Annotated in this window: 20 protein-coding genes and 1 tRNA gene; 11 read left to right on the plus strand and 10 right to left on the minus strand. The window is 62.7% G+C overall.

Annotated elements, in window-relative coordinates:
• Positions 1 to 125: 125 nt before the first annotated feature.
• The 4 genes from PBR20603_RS24415 to PBR20603_RS21060 all read left to right on the plus strand — a co-directional run bounded on the left by PBR20603_RS24415 (position 126) and on the right by PBR20603_RS21060 (position 4,322).
• A complete protein-coding gene (locus PBR20603_RS24415; RefSeq protein ID WP_174978006.1) occupies positions 126 to 1,148 on the plus strand; it encodes a PhnD/SsuA/transferrin family substrate-binding protein in 1,023 nt (340 codons plus the stop codon).
• A gap of 82 nt (positions 1,149 to 1,230) precedes the next feature.
• Positions 1,231 to 1,764 (plus strand): OsmC family protein, encoded by a 534-nt coding sequence (locus PBR20603_RS21050; RefSeq protein ID WP_150561401.1) that lies wholly within the window; start codon positions 1,231 to 1,233, stop codon positions 1,762 to 1,764.
• A 59-nt stretch (positions 1,765 to 1,823) separates the two neighbouring features.
• The gene (locus PBR20603_RS21055; RefSeq protein ID WP_150561402.1) at positions 1,824 to 2,939 is read left to right on the plus strand and encodes an LLM class flavin-dependent oxidoreductase; all 1,116 of its coding nucleotides are present in this window, start codon (positions 1,824 to 1,826) and stop codon (positions 2,937 to 2,939) included.
• Between the two features lie 162 nt (positions 2,940 to 3,101).
• Positions 3,102 to 4,322, plus strand: a complete 1,221-nt coding sequence (locus PBR20603_RS21060; protein WP_150561403.1) for an MFS transporter — start codon at positions 3,102 to 3,104, stop codon at positions 4,320 to 4,322.
• An 18-nt stretch (positions 4,323 to 4,340) separates the two neighbouring features.
• On the opposite strand, the gene pdxR is transcribed toward PBR20603_RS21060, so the two are convergent.
• Complete coding sequence (gene pdxR / locus PBR20603_RS21065) at positions 4,341 to 5,900, minus strand: MocR-like pyridoxine biosynthesis transcription factor PdxR (RefSeq protein WP_246174901.1); 1,560 nt, start codon at positions 5,898 to 5,900, stop codon at positions 4,341 to 4,343.
• 262 nt (positions 5,901 to 6,162) lie between these two features.
• On the opposite strand from pdxR, the gene PBR20603_RS21070 reads away from it, so the two are divergent.
• Positions 6,163 to 6,888, plus strand: coding sequence for a GNAT family N-acetyltransferase (locus PBR20603_RS21070; RefSeq protein ID WP_150561404.1), 726 nt, complete (start codon positions 6,163 to 6,165; stop codon positions 6,886 to 6,888).
• A gap of 114 nt (positions 6,889 to 7,002) precedes the next feature.
• On the opposite strand, the gene PBR20603_RS21075 is transcribed toward PBR20603_RS21070, so the two are convergent.
• The 3 genes from PBR20603_RS21075 to PBR20603_RS21085 form a co-directional block, all read right to left on the minus strand.
• Positions 7,003 to 8,295, minus strand: a complete 1,293-nt coding sequence (locus PBR20603_RS21075) for an NCS2 family permease (protein WP_150561405.1) — start codon at positions 8,293 to 8,295, stop codon at positions 7,003 to 7,005.
• 91 nt (positions 8,296 to 8,386) lie between these two features.
• A complete protein-coding gene (locus tag PBR20603_RS21080; RefSeq protein WP_150561406.1) occupies positions 8,387 to 9,427 on the minus strand; it encodes a porin in 1,041 nt (346 codons plus the stop codon).
• A 914-nt stretch (positions 9,428 to 10,341) separates the two neighbouring features.
• A complete protein-coding gene (locus PBR20603_RS21085; protein WP_150561407.1) occupies positions 10,342 to 11,181 on the minus strand; it encodes a metal-dependent hydrolase in 840 nt (279 codons plus the stop codon).
• A gap of 156 nt (positions 11,182 to 11,337) precedes the next feature.
• On the opposite strand from PBR20603_RS21085, the gene PBR20603_RS21090 reads away from it, so the two are divergent.
• Positions 11,338 to 11,988: a TetR/AcrR family transcriptional regulator gene (locus PBR20603_RS21090; RefSeq protein ID WP_246174902.1), complete on the plus strand. Its 651-nt coding sequence runs from the start codon at positions 11,338 to 11,340 to the stop codon at positions 11,986 to 11,988.
• 444 nt (positions 11,989 to 12,432) lie between these two features.
• Positions 12,433 to 13,656, plus strand: coding sequence for an arabinose transporter (locus tag PBR20603_RS21095; RefSeq protein ID WP_150561408.1), 1,224 nt, complete (start codon positions 12,433 to 12,435; stop codon positions 13,654 to 13,656).
• Here PBR20603_RS21095 and PBR20603_RS21100 read toward each other — a convergent pair.
• Positions 13,631 to 14,530, minus strand: coding sequence for a PhzF family phenazine biosynthesis protein (locus tag PBR20603_RS21100; RefSeq protein WP_150561409.1), 900 nt, complete (start codon positions 14,528 to 14,530; stop codon positions 13,631 to 13,633). The two genes, PBR20603_RS21095 and PBR20603_RS21100, sit on opposite strands and share 26 nt — an antisense overlap.
• 558 nt (positions 14,531 to 15,088) lie before the next feature.
• On the opposite strand from PBR20603_RS21100, the gene PBR20603_RS24520 reads away from it, so the two are divergent.
• On the plus strand, positions 15,089 to 15,475 hold the full coding sequence (locus tag PBR20603_RS24520) for an MFS transporter (protein ID WP_150561410.1): 387 nt from the start codon (positions 15,089 to 15,091) through the stop codon (positions 15,473 to 15,475).
• A 23-nt stretch (positions 15,476 to 15,498) separates the two neighbouring features.
• Here PBR20603_RS24520 and PBR20603_RS21110 read toward each other — a convergent pair whose 3' ends face one another.
• On the minus strand, positions 15,499 to 17,739 hold the full coding sequence (locus tag PBR20603_RS21110) for an NADP-dependent isocitrate dehydrogenase (protein WP_150561411.1): 2,241 nt from the start codon (positions 17,737 to 17,739) through the stop codon (positions 15,499 to 15,501).
• Positions 17,740 to 18,346: 607 nt separating this feature from the next.
• On the opposite strand from PBR20603_RS21110, the gene PBR20603_RS21115 reads away from it, so the two are divergent.
• Positions 18,347 to 19,765: a surface lipoprotein assembly modifier gene (locus tag PBR20603_RS21115; protein ID WP_174978007.1), complete on the plus strand. Its 1,419-nt coding sequence runs from the start codon at positions 18,347 to 18,349 to the stop codon at positions 19,763 to 19,765.
• A complete protein-coding gene (locus PBR20603_RS21120; RefSeq protein WP_150561413.1) occupies positions 19,752 to 20,972 on the plus strand; it encodes a hypothetical protein in 1,221 nt (406 codons plus the stop codon). Before PBR20603_RS21115 ends, PBR20603_RS21120 begins: the two co-directional genes overlap by 14 nt.
• A gap of 120 nt (positions 20,973 to 21,092) precedes the next feature.
• Here PBR20603_RS21120 and PBR20603_RS21125 read toward each other — a convergent pair.
• From PBR20603_RS21125 to PBR20603_RS21140, 4 genes are all read right to left on the minus strand, one after another.
• Positions 21,093 to 21,167 (minus strand) — tRNA-Val (locus tag PBR20603_RS21125).
• 268 nt (positions 21,168 to 21,435) lie between these two features.
• Positions 21,436 to 22,176, minus strand: coding sequence for a DNA polymerase III subunit epsilon (gene dnaQ, locus PBR20603_RS21130; protein WP_150561414.1), 741 nt, complete (start codon positions 22,174 to 22,176; stop codon positions 21,436 to 21,438).
• Between the two features lie 98 nt (positions 22,177 to 22,274).
• Positions 22,275 to 22,721: a ribonuclease HI gene (rnhA, locus tag PBR20603_RS21135; RefSeq protein ID WP_150561415.1), complete on the minus strand. Its 447-nt coding sequence runs from the start codon at positions 22,719 to 22,721 to the stop codon at positions 22,275 to 22,277.
• Positions 22,722 to 22,732: 11 nt separating this feature from the next.
• Complete coding sequence (locus tag PBR20603_RS21140; protein ID WP_150561416.1) at positions 22,733 to 23,590, minus strand: methyltransferase domain-containing protein; 858 nt, start codon at positions 23,588 to 23,590, stop codon at positions 22,733 to 22,735.
• Positions 23,591 to 23,604: 14 nt separating this feature from the next.
• Here PBR20603_RS21140 and gloB point away from each other — a divergent pair, with 14 nt between their 5' ends.
• Positions 23,605 to 24,432, plus strand: a complete 828-nt coding sequence (gene gloB / locus PBR20603_RS21145; RefSeq protein WP_150561417.1) for a hydroxyacylglutathione hydrolase — start codon at positions 23,605 to 23,607, stop codon at positions 24,430 to 24,432.
• The last annotated feature ends 257 nt before the right edge of the window (positions 24,433 to 24,689 follow it).

A 24,689-nucleotide genomic window follows, 5' to 3' on the forward strand; every position in this document is an offset into this window, starting at 1 on the left:
TGATTTGGCGGGATTGCATATGCGGCGAGCGCGGAAATTCTTGTGGTGAATGATTGGTTGGACGGGCGGAACACGGGTGGTGTAATCGGCGCAGATAGTCGTTTTTCATTGCAGAGGACACCCCCGTGGGTCGTAGACGTTTTCTCTCCCGTACGCTTCGTCTGGCGGGCGCTGCCGCGTTTGGTTTGCCGCCGCTAGCCGCTTCTTTCCGTGCCTATTCCCGTGACGAATCGCGTGCCGCGCAGGCGATCCCCGCAGGCGTGACGCTGCGCGTCGGCCTGGCGAGCCGCCTCGGGCCGGATGTTCAACTTCAGATCGCGGGTGCGTTACGCGACTTGCCGTATCGCATCGAGTGGTCGAGTTTCGATGCGGCGCCGCCTGCACTCGAGGCGTTGCTCAGCGGGCATGTCGACGTTTTCTCCGGTGGAGACACGCCAACGCTTGCGATTGCGGCTCGACCAGGGAGCGCCTTCGTCGTTGGCGCGCAGACCAACGGGCTGTTCGGCGCACTGTTGGTGCGCGGCGATTCGCCGTTGCATCAGGTGAGCGAACTCAAGGGCAAGCGCGTGGCGGTCTTTCGCGGCTCGGGTTTCCACAACAGTCTGGTGTCGATCATCGAGCAGGCGGGCTTGCGCTGGCAGGATATCGAGCCGGTCTATCTGACGCCGGCCGACGGTCTGGCCGGACTCATCAGCGGCAAGGTCGACGCGTGGGGTATCTGGGACCCGAACGCCGCGATTGCACAGCGTCAGTACGGTGCGCGCATTCTCGCAACACCGCAACGGCTGTCCTACTCCTTTCAGTTTGCAAGCAAGTCCGTGCTCGACGACAGCGCCCGGCGCGCCGCCTTGCAGGACTACCTGGTGCGGGCACAGACCGCCGCCGACTGGGTGCGCACGCATGCGCCGGCGTGGGCTGGCAAACAGATTGAAACCGCACGTCTGTCGCCTGATGCCGCCGCGCTCGCCGCGAGCCGGACAGGCGGGCAGTTCACGCCCATCGACGACGCGCTCATCGCTACCGTGCAGCAGGAGGCCGACCGCTTCGTGTCGCTCGGCATCATCGCGCGGCCGGTGGAAGTGCGTCCCGTCTTCGACGCTCGCTTCAACACCGTATTGGCGGCGGCTGCCGCACGTGCGACGGCGTGACGACATCGCGAGTTGTCGCACGTACTGCAACCATTGTTCGCTTCATTCCATTCATTTCACTAACTTCAACGACGAGACTTCCGTGAGCAACTTGCGTGAATATCTGCTGCAAAAGAAAGGCGCCGTGACGAGCTGGCGCAACAAGATTCGAGACGACGGTTCGCAGCCCGCGCAACTGAGCGCGCGCGTGAGCGCCGAAGGTCGTACCGGTGTGCGCCGCATTCGTGTGCGCGACTTCCAGATCATCTTCGACAGCGGACCTGAACTGGCGGGGCACTCACTCGGTCCGGGCTCGCAAGAGATGCAACTCGGCGTGCTGGGCACCTGCCTTACGCACATTTTTCTGACGCAGGCGGCGTTGCAGGACGTGCCGCTCGACACGGTCAACGTCGAGGTGACGGCCAACATCGATCACCGCGGCGGGCAGCCGGGTTACGAAGACGTGCCGGTCTATCCGGTCAATGTGCGTTACACGGCGCATATCGAATCGCCGGCGTCGCCTGAACAGATCGCTGCGTTGCACGAGGCCGTCGAGCGCACGTGCCCGATCTACAACTTCCTGATCAACCCGCAGACGATTCAGGGCCAGATCGAACACACCCGTACCGCCGCGTGAGCGCGTGGAAGGATTCACGGCGTAGACCTTGTTCACGCTGATTTTCGGAAACACCTGTCATGCCCATCGAGATCCTCGGCACGGTGCCGCACAGCCATGTCACTGAGACGACCGGATTGCGCGGCGCCAGCGCATTCGAACCGGAATACATTGCGGCGGTGGCGCGAGCCCACGAGCGGGCGGGTTACGACCGCGTATTAATCGGGCATGAGTCGTGGCGTCCGGACGCGTTTCAGATTGCGGCCTATGTGCTGTATCAGACGTCGCGACTCGGCGCACTCGTGGCGCATCGGCCCGGCTTCACGCAACCGACGCTGGCCGCGCGGCAGGCGCTTACGCTGGAGCGGCTGGCCGGGGCCGGGCGTGTGGCGCTGCACATCATCACCGGAGGCGACGAGGCAGATCAGCGCCGTGACGGTGACGAGGTGCCGCACGACGCCCGTTACGCACGAACCGACGAGTATCTCGACGTGCTCAAACGCGTGTGGCGCGAACCGTCCGCGTTCTCTCATCACGGTGACTTCTACCGTGTCGACGGTGCGTTTTCGGCGGTCAAGCCGCATCATCCCGATTCGATCGCGCTGTCGTTCGCGGGGGCGTCGGACGGGGCGGTGCGGGTTGGCGCAAAGCATGCGGACATCTACATGCTCTGGGGCGAGCCGCTCGCACCGACGCAGGCGTTCGTCGAGCGGGTTCAGAGCGAAGCGGCGCGATTCGGGCGCCAGGTGCGCTTCAGCGTGTCGCAGCGGCCGATTCTCGGGACGACCGAGAAAGAGGCGTGGGAGCGCGCGGAGCACATCTTCGAGACGTCGCGCCGAGAGCTTGAAGCGGCGGCAAAGGTTGATGGCCCGCGCTTCTCTTCGCCGGTGCGCAGCTCCGTTGGCGCGAAGCGCCTCGACACCGTGGCTCAGGCGCAGGACGTGGCGGACGAACGCCTCTGGCTCAAGTACACGCGGCTGCTTGGTGCGGGAGGTTCAACGTCGGCGCTGGTCGGCACCCCCGAGCAGGTGGCGCAAGCCTACCTTCGTTACTACGACATTGGCGTGAGTGCCTTCTACATTCGCGGCTGGAACCTGCTCGACGACACCGTGGAATATGGCCAGACGCTCATCCCTTTGCTGCGCGAAGGCGCGGCCGAGCGGGACCGGGCGCGCGGGAATGCGGCCCGCCGTTAGCCAAAATTACGGTTCGTCGTCATTTATTAAGCGTTTACACAAAAGACGCGAAACGGCGTATGATCCGGGAAAACCCTAGGATTGAGTTGACCCGCGCGCATGCTTGCCCGTCGCGCGGGTTGGCACGTCCTGGGGTTTCGTCGATTCCTGATCCCCTGCGCAATGCCCAACGACACCCGCCCTGCGAACGGACAGTTCGCCACGACGTTGCAGATCGTCTCCACGGTCTTCTTTACGTTCCTGTGCTACCTGACGATCGGTTTGCCGCTCGCGGTGCTGCCGTCGTTCGTGCATATGGATCTGGCCTACAGCTCGGTCGTCGCCGGGTTGGCCATCAGCGTTCAGTATCTGGCGACGCTGCTCTCGCGCCCGTACGCCGGACGTACCGCTGACGCTTGGGGGCCGAAACGCACCGTGCTGTGCGGACTGGTGGCCTGTGGCGCCTCAGGGCTGCTCGTGGCATTGGCCGGCGTGTTCTCCGGCGCGGCATGGCTGTCGCTTCTCGCGCTGATTCTCGGGCGCCTCGTGCTGGGTTTCGGTGAGAGCTGGGTGTCGACGGGCGCGATCATGTGGGGCATTGGCCAAGTGGGACCATCGCACACCGCGCGCGTCATCTCGTGGAACGGTGTTGCGACGTACGGCGCGTTGGCTCTGGGCGCACCGCTGGGCGTCGCCCTCGACAACGCCTATGGTATCGAAGTGCTGGGCGGCGCGATTGCACTGTCCGGCATCGTTGGCCTGCTGCTGGCTCGTATGAAGCGTGCGACGCCTGTTATCCACGGCGAGCGCCTTGCGTTCCGTGCCGTGCTCGGCCGCGTGTTGCCGTTCGGCATGGGCCTTGCGCTGGGTTCTATCGGCTTTGGCGCCATCTCCACATTCATTACCCTCTACTACGCAAGCCATCACTGGGACAACGCAGCCCTTGCGCTGACCGCTTTCGGTTTGTGCTTCATGGGTGTGCGGCTGTTGCTGGGCAGCAGCATTGGGCGTTTCGGTGGCTACCGTGTTGCGATGGTGTCGTTTGCGCTTGAAGCGTTCGGCCTGATCGTGCTTGGCATTGCGCCGACCGGATTCACGGCGCTGTTGGGTGCGGCGCTATCGGGGGCAGGTTTCTCGCTGGTGTTCCCGTCGCTTGGCGTGGCGGCCGTCAACCTGGTGCCGGCACAAAACCGTGGGGCGGCACTGGGGGCGTATTCCGTGTTTCTTGACGTGGCGCTTGGTGTGACGGGGCCGGTTGCCGGCCTGATCGTGGGGGCGTATGGGTATGCCGAGGTTTACCTGTGCGCGTCCATTGCGGCCGTCGCGGCCGTCTTGCTGACGTTGTGGATGGCGCGAGCGGCTCAGGCTCGCGAAGCCGGCAAGAAAGTCGCACAAACCGCGTAATCGCTTGCGGCGGCGCGTTTAATCAGCCGCCGACTTCTGTGCCGCCACGATGGCGGCGAGCCGCTTGATCAGGGCGGGGATACGCGTAGCGTCCGTATCTCCGTAGCCGATCACGAGGCCGTTATCCGAGGGCTGAGGCTCGAGTGCAAAGCTCGACAGGGCGCGGGGGCCGATGCCTTCGCGCTGTGCGGCGGCCACGATGGCCTTGTCGGGGAATGCGGGATCGAGCCGCACTGTCAGGTGCAGGCCGCAGCGTTCGCCAATCACTGCATATGCCGGGTCGAAATACGTGGCCAATGCGTCACGCAATGCGGTCTGACGTTCCCGATAAAGACGCCGCATGCGGCCGAGATGCCGGGCGAACTGCCCGCTTCGGATGAAATCTGCGAGTGCGAGTTGTTCGAATCGATGGCCACCGCGCAGGAGTTCGTCGAGTGCGTCGCGGGCTTGCGTGGCGAGTGTCGTGGGCAGAATCATGAAGCCGAGGCGTAGTGCGGGAAACATGGTCTTGCTGAATGTCCCGACGTAGACGACCGGGCTATCCGGCACCATGCCTTGCATGGCGGCGATCGGTTCGCCTTGATGGCGAAACTCGCTGTCGTAATCGTCTTCCAGAATCCAGGCACCGTGGTGTCGTGCCTGAGCGATCAGATCGAGACGGCGCGACGCGGACAACACGCTGCCGAGCGGGTACTGGTGCGAGGGGGTGACATACACCAGCCGTGGCGGCGACTTTTCCCACAGACCTTCCGGAATCAGGATCCCTTCGTCGTCGACGCGCAGGGCTTGCAGTCGAACGTCGCTTGAGTGAAAGGCGGCCTTGGCGCCGCGATAGCCGGGATCTTCCATCCAGACCGTATCGCCCGGGTCGGTAAGCAGCCGGACGCAGAGAATGAGCGCCTCGTGGGCGCCTTCCGTGATGACGACTTGAGAGGCCTCGCACCGCACACCGCGCGAGATGCGGAGGTGTTCGGCGATGGCTTCACGCAGCGCGGGTTCACCGAGCGGGTCGCCGTAGTTGTATTGGCGTGGTTGTGCGTCGCGCATGACACGTTCGAGCGTGCGTCGCCAGGTGCTGGCGGGAAAGCGTGTCAGTGCGGGCACACCGGGCGTAAACGGGAGGGGTGTTTCATTGGCGCGGGCGGCTTGCCGCGTCGACGGCAGACGTTGGATGCGTCGGGAGGCTGAGGGCGTGGCGGGCGGATCGTCAGCCGGGGGAGGGGGCGTCAGGGCCTGGCTGGTGTGTTTGGCGGCAAAGTGAGGGTCGAGCGAGAGTTGGGCGACGCGGGTGCCGAGACGATGGGGGACGATAAAGCCTTCGGCGGCGAGTTGATCGTAGACGATCGAGACCGTGTTACGGGAGACGGCGAGGTCTTCGGCGAGGGTGCGGGAGGCGGGGAGCCGGGCACCGGCGGGCAGGCGGCCTTCGAGGATGGCGTGCTTGAGGCGGGAGAGGAGTTGTTTTTGGAGTGAGGTTGCGCGGCCGGGTCCGATGATGAGGGGGCTATCGAAGAGTGCGGCGACGTTCTCTGGCGAGTTATCGTGGGTAGCGGGACGGCTTTTCGGGGCGGTGGTCATGGCGACGCGCAGGGATGGAGAAGGGGGGAAGGGTGAAAAGGAATGACCGAGAACGTGTGCGGCCGGACCGGAGCCCCATCCTGCTGCGAGTTGGGTCACTGTCTGAGTGGCGGGATGGGGCTCCGGTCTGGCTTGCGAAGGGTGCTGCGAAGATTATGGCACCATGAGATTCTTCTGAGGTGGTGCTTTTAATCGTACCACTGAAGCGATACTTTGAGCGTCATGAACGAAATGCCGACCCTATTCCCGGAGAGAGAAGGACATGACTGACGTACCAAACTTCAACGAGTACGACCAACCCATAGGCGCGGCGCTGCCGGATTGGAGGCCGCGTGCCCAGCCGCCCCGTACGCCGATCGAGGGGCGTTACTGCCGGATCGAGCCGATTGACGTGGAGCGTCATGCCAAGGATTTGTACGATGCGTATGCCAGCGCGGCGGATGGTCGCGACTGGACGTACATGAGTGCTGGCCCGTTCCCGGACTTCGACAGCTACTACGCTTACGCGACCAAGCTGGCGGCATCTACGGACCCGTTGCATCACGCGATCATTGATCGGGAGACGGGCAAGGCGGTGGGCACATTGGCGCTGATGCGCATTGACGCGGCGAACGGTGTCGTTGAGGTTGGGCATGTGGCGTATTCGCCGTTGCTCAAGCGCACGCGTGCGGGTACGGAGGCGCAATACTTGTTGATGCGTCGTGCGTTCGACGAATTGGGTTATCGCCGTTACGAGTGGAAGTGCGATTCCCTGAATGCCCCGTCGCGCAGAGCGGCGGCGCGATACGGCTTCACCTTTGAGGGCGTATTCCGTCAGGCGATTGTTTACCGGGGCCGCAGCCGCGACACAGCGTGGTTCTCGATTACGGATGGCGAATGGCCGGCGATCAGCCGTGGATTCGAGCAATGGCTGTCGCCTGAGAACTTCGATGCGCAGGGTCAGCATCGCGCGGGGTTGGCCGCATTGATTTCGGCCGCGAAGGCGTGAGTGCAGGATAGGGCGCAGGGTGGCTATCGCAAGTCACCGCGTCGCATCAAAAAGCAAAACGGCCCGCCGGGGAATCCTCCGGCGGGCCGTTTTGTCATGGGGATGTCGAAACGATCAACCCGGGAAGAACACGTACTTCAGCACGAAGAGGACAGCGATCACCCAGGCGGCCGGGTGAACTTCCTTCGCGCGGCCCGTGAACAGCTTGAGCACGGCGTACGAGATGAAACCGAATGCCAGACCCGTGGCGATCGAGTACGTGAAAGGCATCGCCAGTGCGGTCAATGCAGCCGGGGTGGCTTCCGTGATGTCGTCCCATTCCACGTCGAGAAGTTCGCGCAGCATCAGACCGGCGACATACAGCAGTGCCGGGGCGGCGGCGTAGGCGGGAACCGAACCCGCCAGCGGTGCGATGAACAGCGCGAGAATGAAGAGCACGGCAATCGTGAGCGCGGTGAGGCCCGTGCGGCCGCCGGCTTGAACGCCTGAGGCGCTTTCCACGTAGGCCGTCGTGCTGCTCGTGCCCAGCAGCGAGCCGAAGAAGATCGCGATCGAATCGGCGAACAGCGCGCGTCCGAGGCCTTTGTAGTGCGTACCTTCGAGCAGACCGGCGCGCTTTGCCACGCCCATCAGCGTGCCGGTTGCGTCGAACACTTCCACCAGCACGAATGCGAGAATCACCTGAATGAAACCGGCGTGCAGCGCGCCCAGAATGTCGAGCTGGAGGAACGTCGGTGCGAGGCTCGGCGGCATGGCGAAGACGCCTTGGAACTGGTTCAGGCCCAGCACCATCGAGAGAACTGTGACTACCAGAATGCCGATCAGGATCGCGCCGCGTACGCGCAGGGCGTCGAGCACGGCGATCAGGAAGAAGCCGAAGATCGCGAGCAGCGCTTGCGGCGAGTGGAGGTCACCCAGACCGATTTTTGTTGCCGGGTTTGCCACGACGACGCCGGCGTTACCGAGCGCGATGATCGCGAGGAACAGCCCGATACCGGCCGCAATCGCACATCGCAACGATTTGGGAACCCCGGCAATCAGCCATGAGCGCACACCCGTTATCGTCAGGATGATGAACAGGCACCCGGAGATGAACACCGCCCCCAGCGCCTGCTGCCATGTGTAGCCCATCGCACCCACGACTGTGAAGGCGAAGAAGGCGTTCAGCCCCATGCCCGGTGCCATACCGATCGGGTAGTTCGCGACGAACGCCATCACCACTGAGCCGATGGCGGCCGCAAGACAGGTCGCCACGAACACGGCGCTCTTGTCCATGCCGGTCGTGCCGAGGATGTTGGGGTTGACGAAAATGATGTAGGACATGGTCAGGAAGGTCGTGAGACCTGCCACCATTTCTGTCCGTACATTGGAGCCATGCTCCTCGAGTTTGAAGAATTTGGTCAGCAACGTGCTCTCCTTGTGACTTTGTTATGCCGTTGTCCGTGTGCAGCGGGGGCGCGCGCATTGTACTGCGCGCGAGCCCGTGCAGCCGAGTTTGTCAGAACTTGGTGCGCATGCCCACCCCGAAAGTATTGCCGGCTTCGAGCCCGGATACCTTGTCGTTCAGGTAGGCCACGTAGAGATCCGTACGCTTCGAGAGGTTGTAGTCGTAACCGAGCGCCCAGGTGCTCCGGCCGGTGTCGTTCATGCCCGAATTCTTCGTATAGGCAAACGATGCCATCACATTGCCCCCGCCGAGCGGCACCGAGACGCCCAACTGACCGCCGTTCGACGCCAGGTTGCCGCCGGTGATCGTGTTCTTGATGTACTGATACTGACCGTAGAGCTTGACCACCTGAAAATCGTACGTCAGACCCGCTTGCAGGGCCTGCTGATTGCGAAAGCCGGTGATGCCGGCCTGATCGTCAGGTGTCGAATCGAACTTTACCTGCTGATAGGCGAGGGTGGCAGCGAGCGGGCCGTGGAAATACATCGCGGCGGCGCTCCACTTGTTCTGGCCCATTTCGCCGGCCTTGTTGCCAAAGGCATACGAGAAGCTGGCGCCTAGCCCCTTGTAATCCGGCGTGGCATACATCACCGCGTTGTTCCATCCGGAATCGCCGACGATCCCCTGACCCGCGAGGCCGAGGAACGTGTGATAGACCATCGGGCTGAACGTATAGGAGTCGACGAACGGGTTGAACAGAATCGTCGACACGAAATAGGACGTTGTGAGACGCCCCATCGTGACCGTACCCAGAGAGTTCGATTGCAGTCCGACATAGGCATTACGCGAGAAGAAACTGTCGCCGGTGAAGCGTCCGTAACGTCCACTCTGCGGCAGGAAGAAGTCCTCCAGCGTGAAAATCGCCTTAAGGCCGTTGCCGAGGTCCTCCGAACCTTTCATGCCCCAGTATGAGGTGGACATCCCGCCACCGGCTTGCGTCCACGCGCGTTCGCCGCCCGGTGCCTTGGCGGCCCCGACCCAGGCGTCGACCTGACCGTAGAGCGATACGTTCGATTGTGCGTGGGCGACGCCCGCCGCGCCGCAGACCGCGAGGGCGAGCGTGCCCCGCAGCCAACCTGCTGCCTTGCTCATGAATGTGTCTCCGTCTCGTTTTAGTTTGTGCGTGCCTCTGGACTTCTCTTTTCACCGAAGAGTGCAAGGGGGCACGCCTGAGTCATTGACACACTGACTTCGCATTGCGCAGTTATCGGTGCTGCTTTGAGGCTTGATCATTATTATCAAGTTGCCTCACATGACATATCACCTGGCTTTGATACTCGGTATTCCGTTGTTGACGGCACAATTTTCGGGTTAACACCGGCGGTTAACCTCTTGCATGCCTCTGTGGTCTGCCGTCGGCACGGTCCCCGTTTTCGTCGCTCCACGAAATTCGCTTTGGAAAACGGGGACCGCGCCGACGGCCATCTCCATGCCACCATTCCGACGCAACCTCCCCCAACACTCCCACCGGCGCACTCCCCCACCTCACCGTCACGACGACACCGTCTCTTCATGCGCCCAGGGTCTCGCCGCCCGTCCCCACGTGCTTCGCAACTGCTGGGGCCCGGACGGCGAGACCCTCGACATCGCGTCAGTGCCACCATCGCCCAGTCCACACGGGCCGTACGCTACGTACAGAGCTGAAGGCCACCCGGTAACTTTGGCGCATCGCACATTTCACGACGACACTGGCGAACCGGGAGTCAAGAGGTGCTTGGGGGGTAACGAGGCTCTCGCCGATCGGGCCCCAGCAGTTGCGAAGCACGTGGGGACGATCGGCGAGAGCCTGGGCGCATGAAGAGGCGGTGTCGTCGCCATGAGGGAGAAGGCGAGATACGCGAGGCGGGGAGGGGGATGGGTTGCAACGATGCGACGAAGTGTTTCGTGCCGTCGGGCCGGTCCCCGTTTTCCAAAGCGAATTTCGTGGAGCGACGAAAACGGGGACCGGTCCGACGGCCGACCGCTAAGGGATGCGTGGGTCAGCGATCAGCAGCAGGCAAAGCAAATCAACGAACCGCGCGCCAACTGGCGTTATGCGCTTCGAGCCAGTTTTCGGCGAGTTTCGGATCGCCGTGACGGTTCGGGTGAAATGAGGGGGCGAGGTACTTGAGCATCGGCCCGGTGCTGCGCCAGACGACGCCATCGCGGCCGAAGAACATCGTGGTGAATCCCCACCACGTGCGGGGCTTGAAGAGCGAGCCGTCGTGCCAGAGATTGTTGATCGTCTGAGCGTGGCTTTCCAGCGCGAACATGAATAGCACGTAGAGATAGGTGAGGACGCGCTGGCGCTCGCTGCCCCCGAGTGCGCGATACAGATCGAACGCTACGGCCTTGTGCTCCGTTTCCTCGGCTGCGTGCCATCGCCACATCAGACGCATCTTAGGCTCTGCCTTCGCGAGCCAGCGGTCGTAGCGAAGTGCGCCATCGCCGAATACCGCTGTGCAGTGTTCGTACGCTGCTGTGACAGCGAGCATGTACATCGGCGAGAGCTTACGGCGGTGCGCCCACTGAATGCGTGTGGTTGCCCAGTTCTCCCAGTGATTGACCAGCCCTTGTTTGGCCAACTGTGCGTTGTACTGGCCATGCAGATGACGATGCGTGGCTTCTTGTCCAATGAACTGTGCGATATCGGCCCGCAGCTTGTCGTAGCGGGCATCGTCGGGCAGACGATCCATCGTGTCGCGTACCGAGTCGATGAACGACTGCTCGCCAACCGGGAAGCTCATGGATAGTGCGTTGTAATACATCGTGCGGTACGCATCGCCGCTATGCCAATGACGGTCGAAGCCACTGGCCAGATCGACAGTCAGCTTGCGTACGGTCAGGGCAGAAATGTCGTTGCTCATGGTGTCATGCCTCTCCGGCGGAATTGGCGAATTCGCGAGGTCGGGGGATGCGGAGGACCCGCTGTGTCGCCGTCACTTGAGTTTCATCGCGAATGTGAGCATTATTCATTTTTCAGGCATCTTGCCGCAACTCGCTTCCCGCTCAGGTTTTTCGATATGTCCACACCCAAGCCGCCCGCAGCCCCGAATGCCCCGTCCGCCATGCGAAAGCGGCCGATGCAGGCACGCGCGCAACACACCGTCGAGACCATTTTCGAGGCGACTGCTCAGGTTCTCGACGAAGAAGGGGAAGCCGCGCTCACCACCAATCGCATCGCCCGTAAGGCCGGTTTTTCCATCGGCACGCTCTATCAGTACTTCCCGACCAAAGAGGCAATTCTGCTGGCGATGATTGCGCGCGAACGCCGGCGCGTGATGGATGAGCTTAACGAACGCATCGCGCGTGCTGCCGAAGAGGGAGCCGATCCCGAGCGCGTGATTCGCGAACGGTTGCGAGTGCTCATCGAAGCGTTCGGCGCAGGCGGTCGCGTGAAGCGCTCGCTCATCAAGATGGCTTGGCAACTCGATCACCACGAGAACATCATGCAAGCCATGCGCGAGGCGGCCGAACATATCGCCGTCGCCATGTCGCGACGTGACGCGCCCGAGATGCGTCCGCCCACCGCCGCCACCATCTTCGTGCTCACGCGTGCTGTCATGGGCACGCTGCGCTCGGCCGCGCTCGAAGACTCTCCGTTGCTTGGGACTCCCGAGTTCGAAGATGAGCTTTACCGGTTGTGCTGGGGGCTGCTGCGCGCAGACGGCTAAGTCGGCGGCGCGTTCCAGCGCGACGTCAGGGCCAGCACTCGTCATGCAAAGGGGCCGATCTGATCGACCGGCAGGCGATTTGCTACGTCGATACGGCGCGTGAACGTATCTTGCGTAACGTTATGGGCGTCGCTAGAATGCAAGCTGATTTTTGGTATGCGGCGGGGTTTTCCGCCGATGCCACGTAAGCGTTCACGTGAACCAACGCATTCTCCGCGACAGCGGGCCGGTCAATCCGGTCGGTCGGTCGAGGGGCGTGCGTTCGTAAGTGAACCACCGGGAGCCCATTCAGCGCTATCCCCCGGTTCTCCACGCGCCACAAGCGCCTTCTCCCCCGATCTGCCCGTACTGCCTGTTGACGCCGACGTCTCGTCGCGGTCGTTCATTTGCCGGTTCGCGTCTGTCGTTTTGCGCCCTCCGGCACCCCCAATGGAGTCTTCTCGCATGTCGTCTTCTGCTGCATCGGCTGATTCAGCCAAACAAGCGGCCCCCCAAGCGGTCGCCGCGCCCGCCAACGCCACGGCGTTGCTGGTGCGTTTCTCACTTAACGTATTTCTCGCCTGCCTGACCATCGGCATGTCGCTCTCGGTCGTACCTCTGTTCGTGCACGACACGCTCGGGTATCACAATGTCGTTGTCGGCTTCGCCGTGGGTATTCAGTCGCTCGCGACGGTGCTTACGCGTAAGTTCGCCGGACGTACGGCCGATCAGCGCGGCGCACGCGTTGCGTTGACACGTGGCTTGATTTTCGTGGGTCTGTCCGGCATTGCGTTGCTCGCCACCGGTCTCGTAACGTTTGCTCCTGCACCGCGACTTGGCGTGCTGACGCTCGCCCGCCTGTTGCTCGGCGTGGGCGAAAGCCTGTGCATTACCGGCACGCTGACGTGGGCCATCGGTAGCCTCGGCGCTTCGCAGTCAGGCCGCGTGATGTCCTGGACAGGGGCAGCCGTGTTCGGTGGTTTTGCCGTCGGCGCGCCGCTGGGACTGGCACTCTACAGCGGCACGGCGCTTGTGGGCGTAGCCGTGGCGATCTGCCTGCTGCCGCTGGCCGGTTGGACAGTGATCACACGCATTCCCGGTATCGCCCCCGCTCACCACGCTGGCGGCGCGCTGCCGTATTCGCAGGTGCTTCGCATCGTCTTCTTGCCAGGACTCGCACTCGCGCTGCAAGGCGTAGGGTTTGCCGTGATCGGTGCATTCGTGGTGCTGTACTTCGACGCATCGCGCTGGTCGGGGGCCGCTATCGCGCTGTCGGCATTCGGTCTGGCGTTCGTATTGATGCGCCTGATCGGCGGACGCTGGCCGGAGCGCTTTGGCAATCTGCGCGTCGCACAAGTCTCGCTGGTGGTCGAGGCGATCGGACTGTTGCTCGTCTGGCAGGCGCCGGTCGCATGGCTGGCGTTGCTCGGCACGGCGCTTGCCGGTGCCGGCGCGTCGCTGATCTTTCCGTCGCTGGGGATCGAGGTGGTCAAGCGCGCGCCCGCCGCGAGCCGCGGCACGAGCCTGGGCACGTATGCCGCGTTTCAGGACATCGCCATTCTGCTGACCGGCCCGCTTGCCGGGGCCGTGGCCAATCCGTTCGGCTATCGCGCCGTGTTCCTGTGCGGTGCCGTGGCCGCCATGCTCGGTGCCATGGTGGTCGTTACACTGCGTGCACGTCACCGCTGATCCAGCAGCCGGCGCCAGCATCGAGCGGATCGCGCAGCGTGACGGTGATGGCGCAGGGATGACCCATCGCCACACCCTGACGGACGACGACGCCACGCTCGCCCGGGGCCAGCCAGCCGTAGCGGCGCGCCCCGTAGAGCAGGGCGGCGGCGGCAATGCCGGTCGCCGCATCCTCCGGATAGCCCGACGAACGCGGGAACTGACGCGCTTGCAGTACCGGTAATGCGCGCCCGTCCCCAACGTCTTCGCGGGCACACGGGTACAGACCCGTAGACCCGATGGCGTCGCAGGTGGTGAGCACAGACGTGAAGTCGGGCGTCAACGCTTGCAACTGGTCAACGCTGCGCAGCGGCACCAGCGTCTTCACACGGCTGGTCGCGGCGTTGCAGATACCTTCGAGGGCAACGTCGCCGGGGGAAATCCGTAGTGCTGCGCAAACGGCGGCGATCGCGCTGGCATCGATGACCGGCTCGGTGCGTCCGGGCGGCTGGCTCACTTCGACATGCTCGCCGTCGGCCGCGAGCCGGCCCTCGACGTGCCCGCTAAGCGTCTCGATCGCCACGGGGCTGCCGTCCCATCGTCCGGCACGACGCAACACCCACAACGCCCCCAGCGTCGCGTGGCCGCACATCTCCATCTCGTGATTCGGGACGAAGAAGCGAAAGCGCCAGGCGTTGCCACGGTGTTCCGGGGCCATGACGAACGCACTTTCATGGGCATAGTGCGCGGCGACGGCGCGCATCTCCTCTGCGGTCATGGCGTCTGCGTCGAGCACGATGGGCGCAGGATTGCCGCCGTTCTCACCCGCCGGAAAGACACTCACCATTGAGACCGTTGCCGGAGCGGGAAGGGACAGCGGAGCGGGTGACGTCATGGTGATCGTGGGCTCGGAAAATGGGGTGAAAGGAGGCTCGGCAACATATGCCGTCAATCTCGAGCGGCATTGCAATGCACCGTTTGACGCGTCCTGAAAACGTCAAGATTACGCGCTAAGGCATGCGACTGTCAGGTGTCTGCGTCATGAAACTCCCATCGCTTTTCGGATGCAACCTGGTTCGCATGCGCATGTCAGCGGTGGATCGCACCGTGCCGTGCGGTGTTGCGAAGTTGACGTCGCTCGCAACGTTACGCCGTGTCAGTTCTCGATGAACGTCGTGTCGATGCGACATTTCCGTGGCGTGTGATTTCGGAATGTGACCAACGACCGAAGAAGCGTTCGAAATGCAGCGGTGTCCTATGGTCTGCATTCGCGCCGGCCTCCCAATGATGAAAGGGGATGGCAGGGTGAGAAGCGTCGCACAACGGCCCGCCGGCCGGGGCGACGTCCGAAGACAAGGCATCCGGACTCCGCGTGATCGGTTCTGTACAAGGAGAATCGTGAGGTCTTTCCGAGCGGTCGAGCAGGTAAGGCAGCGGGATCGGCACGGCCGGCGTGCTCGCCACAATGCCGGTGTTCTCGCCCTACCCGAGCGCGCGGCTCGTTGGTGGTTCGGCAGCCGCCGCCATCGGCATGATCAACTCGATCGGTCAACTCGCAGGCTTCGTGAGTCCGTTCTTCATCGGCTGGTGCAAGGACGTGACGCAAAGCACCAACGCGGGGATGCACTGCGTGTCGGCAGCGCTGGCGCTCGGCGCCGTGCGTGCACTCTCGCAATCGAAGGAACAGGTCAATCGCCAAGTATTGACCGGATGGGGAGAAGGGCGGCGTGGTCCGCTCTCGCGCCATCGATTTGAAGCCAACAAAAAAGCTGGCATATGCCAGCTTTTCTGTTGGTTGCTACCTGGCGGTCCTTACAGACCGCCAGGCGCGTTCGACTGACGTCGTCGAACCCCTTTCCTTGCTTACGCCTTCGCGACGCTTTCCAGCGCAGCGTTGAACGTCTTGCTCGGACGCATGACCTGCTCGAGCTTTTCGAAGTCCGGCTTGTAGTAACCGCCGATATCGGCCGGCTTGCCCTGCACGTCGGCGAGTTCGCCCACGATGGTCTTCTCGTTCTCGGTCAGTTGCTTGGCCAGCGGTGCGAAGGCCTTGGCCAGAGCGGCGTCTTCCGTCTGAGCGGCGAGTTCCTGCGACCAGTACATGGCCAGGTAGAACTGGCTGCCACGGTTGTCCAGCTCACCGGTCTTCGGCGACGGATTCTTGTTGTTGTCCAGCAGCTTGCCGGTGGCAGCGTCCAGCGTCTTGGCAAGAATCTTGGCGCGTTGGTTGCCTGTCTTGATGCCCAGGTCTTCCAGCGAGACGGCCAACGCCAGGAATTCACCCAGCGAGTCCCAGCGCAGGTGGTTCTCTTCCACCAGTTGCTTCACGTGCTTCGGTGCCGAGCCGCCAGCACCCGTTTCGTACATGCCGCCACCGGCCATGAGCGGCACGATCGAGAGCATCTTGGCGCTGGTGCCGAGTTCCATGATCGGGAACAAGTCGGTCAGGTAGTCGCGCAGAATGTTGCCGGTCACCGAGATGGTGTCCAGACCGCGGATCACGCGCTCGAGCGTGTAACGCATGGCACGCACTTGCGACATGATCTGGATGTCGAGACCGTTGGTGTCGTAATCCTTCAGGTACGTTTCGACCTTCTTGATCAGTTCGGCTTCGTGCGGACGGTACGGGTCGAGCCAGAACACGGCCGGCATGCCCGAGTTGCGCACGCGATTCACGGCGAGCTTCACCCAGTCACGGATCGGTGCGTCCTTAACCTGGCACATACGCCAGATGTCGCCGGCTTCCACGTTCTGCGAGAGCAGCACTTCGCCCGTGGCGATGTCGACGATGTTCGCCACACCGTCTTCGGCGATTTCGAACGTCTTGTCGTGCGAGCCGTACTCTTCTGCCTTCTGCGCCATCAGGCCCACGTTCGGCACCGTACCCATCGTGGTCGGATCGAAGTTGCCGTTCGTCTTGCAGAAGTTGATGATTTCCTGATAGATGCGAGCGAACGTGCTTTCCGGGATCACCGCCTTCGTGTCCTTCGGACGGCCGTCAGCGCCCCACATCTTGCCGCCGATACGGATCATGGCCGGCATCGAGGCATCGACGATCACGTCGTTCGGGGCGTGCAGGTTCGAGATGCCCTTGGCCGAGTCGACCATCGCCAGTTCCGGACGGTGCTCGTGGCAGGCATGCAGATCGCGGATGATCTCTTCACGCTTCGAGCTGGGCAGCGATTCGATTTTCTCGTACAGGTTCACGAGACCATTGTTGACGTTCACGCCCAGTTCGTCGAACAGCTTGCCGTGCTTCTCGAAGGCTTCCTTGTAGAAGATCTTCACGGCGTGGCCAAACACGATCGGGTGCGAGACCTTCATCATCGTGGCCTTCACGTGCAGCGAGAACATCACGCCGGTCTTGCGCGCGTCTTCCATCTGTTCTTCGTAGAACTCGCACAGCGCCTTCTTGCTCATGAACATGCTGTCGATGATTTCGCCGTCGAGCAGCGAGACCTTCGGCTTGAGAACGATCGTCTTGCCGCTCTTCGTGACCAGTTCCATCTTGACGTCACGGGCGCGGTCGAGGGTCATCGACTTTTCGCCGTGGTAGAAGTCGCCATGCTTCATGTGCGCAACGTGCGTGCGCGAAGCCATGCTCCACTCGCCCATGCTGTGCGGGTGCTTCTTGGCGTAATTCTTGACGGCGAGCGGGGCGCGACGATCCGAGTTGCCTTCGCGCAGGACCGGGTTCACAGCCGAGCCCAGGCACTTCGAGTAGCGCTTCTGGATGGCCAGCTCTTCGTCGGTCTTCGGATCTTCCGGATAGTCCGGAATCTTGTAGCCCTTCGATTGCAGTTCCTTGATGGCGCTCTGGAGCTGGAACACCGACGCGCTGATGTTCGGCAGCTTGATGATGTTCGTGTTCGGGTCTTGCGTAAGACGGCCCAGCTCGGCGAGGTTGTCCGGCACGCGCTGTTCTTCGGTCAGGAATTCGGGGAACTCACCGAGGATACGGCCCGAGACCGAGATGTCGCTCGTCTCGACCGACACGCCCGCCGGTGCCGTGAACGTACGGATGATCGGAAGGAAGGAGCCGGTGGCCAGAAGCGGTGCTTCGTCGGTCAGGGTGTAGATGATGCTGGGTTGCTGCGTACTCATCGCTGGTCTCGGATTCAAGAAGCAGGGAAAGGTGGGGGAACGCCGCTGACTGAGGTGACAGTCCGCTAGCCATGACAAATTTCCCTGATTGTGACACGGGTCGGGGGCAAAACTGAAATGCCTTTTCGTAATGTGAATGCTTGGGTCTTATATAAGACCGGCTCTGTAGGCCGCATAAATTCGTGGAAAACCCCGCAGCATGGGGCAGGGCTTCGCTCAGACGGGGTGGCGAGAGGGCGGTGATGAGATGGGAATTTCAATGGATATATGTTTTGAATAGAATAAATTTATCGAAAGGCATGGTGAAGTTGAGGCTGGCGGGCGAACCATTCTGCGCATGAGGCGGGGGCGCGACACCCTGATTTCTCGCTTCCCAGGCGTCGGGCGTTGCGCTCTAATGGCGCCCACGCGTCGGTCCCGAGGTGCTTCTGTCCCGGGCTCAGTGTCTCCCTCCCCCCCAGCAGTCTGCCGCGCGTTCATTGCCGTTGCCGTCACGGAACAGAGAGACGTCAGGCAGTGCTATCGGCTGCACAAAGCAAAACTAATAGTCAGACCAGCAAGAGGCTACCGGCACGCTCGGGGCTTCCTCGTATCGGGGATTCATAGCATGTCCGTTCTATCGCTTTGCCGGAGTGCGTTCGCCGCAGCGGCGCTTTCTGCTGTCCTGACGGGTGGCGCGTACGCTTCGGATGGTAATGGGCCTCCCGCTGCCGAGGCGCGCTCCTCCCTTCCGTCTGACCAGTTCGACTCGCGTAACGCAAGAGATGCGGCGATCCGCCGGGCGCGCGCCTTCATGCATGCGAAGTCGCCCGAGGAGGCCTATGCCGTGCTGGCTCCGCTGGAGGGCCGTCTGTCCGGGGATTCCGAGTACGACTATCTGCTTGGCATTGTGGCTGCGGACAGCCGTCATCTCGACGTTGCCGAGCGAGCGTTGAAACGTAGCGCGGCGGCGCGTCCCGGAGACGGGCCGACCCACCTCGAGCTCGCGCGCACTTATTTCTTGCTTGGGCAGCGCGAGAATGCGCGACGCGAATTCGAGCGCGTGGCCGCAGGCGACGTGCCGGAAGGCGTCCGTCCGGTGATTCAGGCCTATCTGAATGCGATCGATGCGCCGGTGGGCGTGCGCACGGCGTGGTCGGGGTACGTACAAGGCAATTTCGGACGTGACACCAATGCCAACAATGCGACGACCAACTCGTCGATCGCGATTCCGGCGCTTGGCGGTCTGGTCTTCGTGCTCGACGGTAACGCGCGAGGCACGCCTGCCAACTTTGGCGATGTGAGCGGCGGGCTTTCGGTGCGTCACGCAGTGACGGACAACCTTGTTATCTCGGGGGGGGGGGCCGATATCGACATGCGTCGCTACGGCGGTAACGCTCGTGCGTTCGACCAGGGCAGTTATATGTTCCAGCTCGGGGCGAACTGGCTGTCGGGGCCCAACAACTTCGGCCTGCAATATGCCAATCAGCACATGTGGCTGGATGCCGAGAGCTATCGCAATCTCAACGGCTTCACGGCGCAGTGGACGCGCGACCTCGGCGACAGCCTTCAGGCTGCCGTCTTCACGCAATACACCCCACTGCGCTACATGGGCACGAACTCGCGCGATGTGAACCGGGCGCTTGGCGGCGCTTCGCTCGTCAAGGGGTTCGCGTCGGCGTACGGCGCACCTGTGGTGTATGCGTCGATGTACGCGGGGCGGGAGAGTCCCAAGGACAGCAATGCTGACGCATTCGGCAATCACCTATGGGGTGGGCGCGTCGGCGGGGAGTGGCATGTGATGCCCGATCAGGTGCTGTTCTCGAATGTGAGCTTCGAGCGGCGGAATTACGACACGCTCGACAGTATGTTTCTCGTCGAACGTCACGATCGTCAGCTCGATGTGCGCGCGGGGTATTCGTATTTCGTGACGAAGGCGTTTTCGATCACGCCGCAGTACAGCTTCACCCGCAATCGTTCCACCCTGACGCTGTATGACTATCACCGCAGTGTGTACGAAATCGTGGCTCGCTATGACTTCCGCTGACCACGCCCGGGCGCTTGCCCCTTTGATCGATGCCGAGTTTCACCGTCCCAATCCGGAGCGAGACATCATGATGCTCAAGCCGTTGCTGACGCGTCGCGCGTCGCGTAAATCTGTCCGGCGCGTTGCCAGGTTGTTGGTCGCATTGCCCGGGATACTGGCCCTCGGTCCGATGACGGCCATTGCGCAAGGCGTTCCCACTGACTTCGGCCGGTTCACCGGGCCATCGTCGCCGGGGAGCAATGCGCCCGGTGGTATGGCGCCAGGGCTCTATGTTCAAGTGACCGACGGCCTGATCCAGCTCTCGAACCCGGGCGGCACACAGCAATTTACTCCTGGGCAGTTCGGCTTCATGCCGGTGTTGGCACTGGCGCCGCCGGTCGTCGTGCCGGTGAATCCGGGGCTGGTGTTCACGCCACCGCCGATTTTTCAGCAACCTTCAACGCCTGCGGGGCCGCCAGGGATCTCCGTCGTTGCGCCGACCCCTCCGGTCGTCACGCCGCCTGTGGCCACGACTCCCGATCCGCTCAAGAGCGGGCCGCGCTACGCCTTGTTCAACTGGGGCTCTGACGGTCTCGGTTATCTCGGCGTGGGAAACGCTACGTTCAATGCGCAGAGCTGGCTGACGAATTTCACGGGCTCGGCCATGCCGTTCTCGGTGAACTCGGCGGTGACGGTGGCGGACGTCGGCCAGCTTGACGATCTGGGGTGGGGGCGTTGGACGTCGGGCAGCATTTCGGATCACGGCGAGGCCTTCGATGTGTCGACGTGGAAGTCGGGCATGCCGTACGTTGTGGGGCGGCCGACAACGGATGCCAACCTACCGGTGTCAGGATCGATGACGTATTCGCTCGCCGGTGCGACGAAAGCCATCGATATGGCGACAGGCGCGGTCGGCACGTTGTCGGGATCGTTGACCATCGACTTCCAGAACGCGCGATACAACGTCACGCCGAATCTGAATGTGGCGATGGCCGCCGGGCCGACTTACGTTACCGGCTCGGGCATGACGCAGGTCGGACCGGATGGTGCGCGCGCCACCTTCAGCACCGTGACGCAAAACGTGACAGGCGGCGCGTGTGCCGGCAGCTCGTGCACATTCTCGACGCAAGGAGTGCTGACGGGAGCGGCGGCGAACAATGCCGGGATCGTTTATTCGCTCACGGGACCGGATGTGCGTGTGACGGGGGCGGCAGGCTTCAAGCGCTGAGAGAGGCGACGACGGGGGAGGGGCGGAGATGGCATCCCCTGTCGTTGAGGCGAAGCAGCGATGTGTTGAAAGAGAACGCCGAAAGCAAAAAGGGCCGACGCATCGTCGGCCCTTCGAATCTGGTGGGTGGTACAGGGATTGAACCTGTGACCCCTGCCGTGTGAAGGCAGTGCTCTACCGCTGAGCTAACCACCCAAATCATTAACTAAATCAATGATTTAGTGCTGATTGCTGAAGCTTTCGTTTCGCAATCAGGAGCAGAACTTTAACTGTTTTCGCAGAAGCCTGCAACCTTTCTTTTGTTCTTTTTTTGCTGCCGCCGTGACGATATCTCTCGATCACTTCACGCCGTTTCTTGCGATGACTCGCAAGCAGCAAAGACAGCGATTATAGGGATGTTTTCTTCACTTGGGAAGGGCTTCGTGCGAAATTTTCGCAAAGTCCCGGATCGTTCTGCGCGGGCTCACGCGGCTGAGGCCACATCGCTCTCGGGCGGAGGCGGTTCCTTGCGCCACACGCACGTGCCCTTCATGCCTTTGTCGATGCCGTTCAGCACATCGTCGTGCAGCGCAATTTCGTCGGTCGCGGCGGCGATGACAGGAAGATCGAACTGACGCAGCGAGATCTTCTCGCGATTCGCGCCGGCTTCGCCATCGTCGCCATCGCTCGTGTCGATAACGAGGCTTTCCTGACCGCGCGTCATCGCCAGGTAGACGTCGGCAAGCAGTTCTGCGTCGAGCAAGGCGCCGTGCAGCGTGCGGTGCGCATTGTTCACGCCGAGACGCTCGCAAAGGGCATCCAGCGAATTGCGTCGGCCGGGGAACATCTCACGGGCCCGCATCAGCGTGTCGATCAGGCCCGAGCAGTGTTGCATGAACGGCGGCCAGCCGAGGCGGCCGAACTCCATGTCGAGAAAGCCCAGGTCGAACGCCGCGTTATGGATGATGATCTCGGCGTCGCGGCAGTATTCGCGCAACTCTTCCGCGATGTCTGCGAATTTGGGCTTGTCGGAGAGGAATTCGGTGGTCAGCCCGTGCACTGCCAATGCGCCCGGATCGCTGTCGCGTTCGGGGTTGATGTAGAAGTGCAGGTTGTTGCCGGTCAGGCGGCGATTGACCAGTTCGACGCAACCGATTTCCAGCAGACGGTCACCCGTCTTGGCATTCAGGCCTGTGGTTTCGGTATCGAGGATCAGTTGTCGCATGATGTTCGGTGAGTCTCGTGTGCTTTCGGAATTGGCGCGCTGCGAGGCATGACGCTTCACGCAACGCGCGGAGGGTGCTCAGGGAACCGGCCGCCGTGCTAACCGCGACGCAGACTCTCCACGCCGCGATTGGCCAACTGGTCGGCCGCTTCGTTGCCTTCGTGTCCGGCATGGCCTTTCACCCAGCGCCAGTCGATTTCATGCTTCTGCGAGACGACGTCGAGCGTCTGCCAAAGGTCGGCGTTTTTCACCGGCTCTTTGGCGGCCGTCTTCCAGCCACGCGCCTTCCAGCCGTGAATCCACTCGCTGATGCCCTTTTGCACATACTGCGAGTCGGTGTGAAGCACAACGTGGCAAGGCTTGTTCAGGGCTTCGAGCGCACGAATGACGGCAAGAAGCTCCATGCGGTTGTTGGTGGTGTTGGCTTCGCCGCCGAACATTTCCTTGCGGTGTTTGCCCGCGACGAGCAGGGCGCCCCAACCGCCGGGGCCGGGATTGCCTTTGCAGGCACCGTCGGTATAAATCTCAACTTGCGGCAAGGTCATCTCTCAAACAATCAATCGGGCACATCGGTCGCTTCCGCCAGCTGGCGATGCGTGGTGTTGGGTGTGGCCACCGGTGCCGCCGCCGGCTGGAGGCCGAGTATACGCTTGCGGACTTTGCCGACCAAGCGCATGCCTCGTACGCGCTTGACGGCGCGCACCGCATACAGCGCGCCGAAGATCGGCCACCAACGGTCGCCCGCCGGCTCCATGAACTCGAAGCGTTGCAACCAGTGATCGCCGCGCAGGGGCGGGCGATAGCAGCCGAAGCGTCCGCGATCGATGTCGAAGGACAGTAGCTTGAGCCAGTCTTTCAGGCGTGTGAACGCGATGAGATCCGCGCCCGGCGGCAGGAACGGCGCACCGGCGAGTCTGCCCAACTCCTCGCGCGCGCCCCACAGGCTCAGATTGTTGAAACCGGTGATGATGACCTGTCCTTCCGGCACGAGAATGCGCTCGACCTCGCGCAGGATGTCGTGAGGGTTCTCGGCAAACTCAAGCACGTGCGGCAGCACCACGAGATCGGTACTTGCCGTGGCGATGGGCAACTCGTCGAACCGGCTCACGAGGATGTCGCGCGCCACCATGACGGCAGCACCGTCGCACGACGGCATACCGCCAGTCGTGTCGCTGGCGGCCTTGGTCATGAGCGGCGGCGCTTCGGCGCCGCGTGCGGCGGGAAGAATGAGACCCCGGTAAGGCATGCGGTTTTCGCGCAGCGTATCCAGCTCGGGACGGCCGAGTTGCAGCGCGTGATAGCCGAACAGATCCCCGACCCATTGGTCGAAGAGGGCCTGTTCCCATGCGAGCGCGTAGCGGCCTGGCGGTGAGACGAGCCAGACGGGCCAGTCTATAATTGGACGTTCTGACATGGTGGCGAGTATATATGGATGCGCACGCAGATGCGGCGGGTAAGCAGTCGACCGGTACACTGACCGTCTTTCCCGTCCCCGCGTTCCAGGACAATTATCTCTGGGTCGTCGATAACGGCAAAGATGCCGTAGTCGTCGACCCGGGCGAGGCCGCCCCGGTGCTCGCCTATCTCGAAACGCGCGGCCTCACGCTGCGCGCCATTCTCATCACGCACAAGCATGCCGACCACATCGGTGGCGTCGATGCGCTGCTCCAGCATTTCGACGTTCCCGTGCACGGTCCCGCCCGCGAAGCGATCGCGTGTGTCGATCACCCGCATAACGGTGGCGAGACGGTCCATATTGCGTCCCCGGCCATGGTGCTGGAAGTGATCGACGTGCCCGGCCACACGTCGGGGCATATCGCTTACTTCCTCGGCGCCGGTGCGGCAGGTGCGCCGCGTCTGTTTTGCGGTGACACGCTGTTCTCGTGCGGTTGTGGCCGCCTGTTCGAAGGCACGCCCGCGCAGATGCTCGCGTCGCTCGATGCGCTCGCCGCGCTCCCGGCCGCCACGCTTGTGCACTGCGCGCACGAGTACACTCTCTCGAACCTTCGCTTCGCGCTGGCGGTCGATCCGGATAACGCGGCCCTCGCCGCGTGGCATCAGGAGGCGACCGCGCTTCGCGCTGCCGGCCGTCCCACGCTGCCCACGACGCTCGCCCAGGAGCGGGCAACGAATCCGTTCCTGCGCAGCGACGCACCAGCCGTCATCGCCGCCGCTCAAGCACACGCCGGCCGCACAGCGCTTTCCCGCGAGGCGGTATTCGCGACCGTGCGTGGCTGGAAAGATACCTTCCGCTAATCGTGAGCCCGGCATGCTGTCAATAGCGTGACGCGTCATGACCTCTGCCCGGGCGCGGGCGTTGACATCTTCGTGCGCGCCTGCTCAACCTTGTCAGATCGCCTCGGCTGTGAAGTTTCGGTGTCGTTTCGATGGCATCGTATACGCAACTAGGGTGTGTCCCTTCGGCCACATTACTGGAAACCGAACTCAGGGATAACCCCTAAATTTAGGGCGTTTTGGCGTAAATTTTGCAAAAAAATTAGGCAGAAAGGTTG

Source organism: Pandoraea bronchicola, from assembly GCF_902459805.1.
Classification (GTDB): Bacteria; Pseudomonadota; Gammaproteobacteria; order Burkholderiales; family Burkholderiaceae; genus Pandoraea; species Pandoraea bronchicola.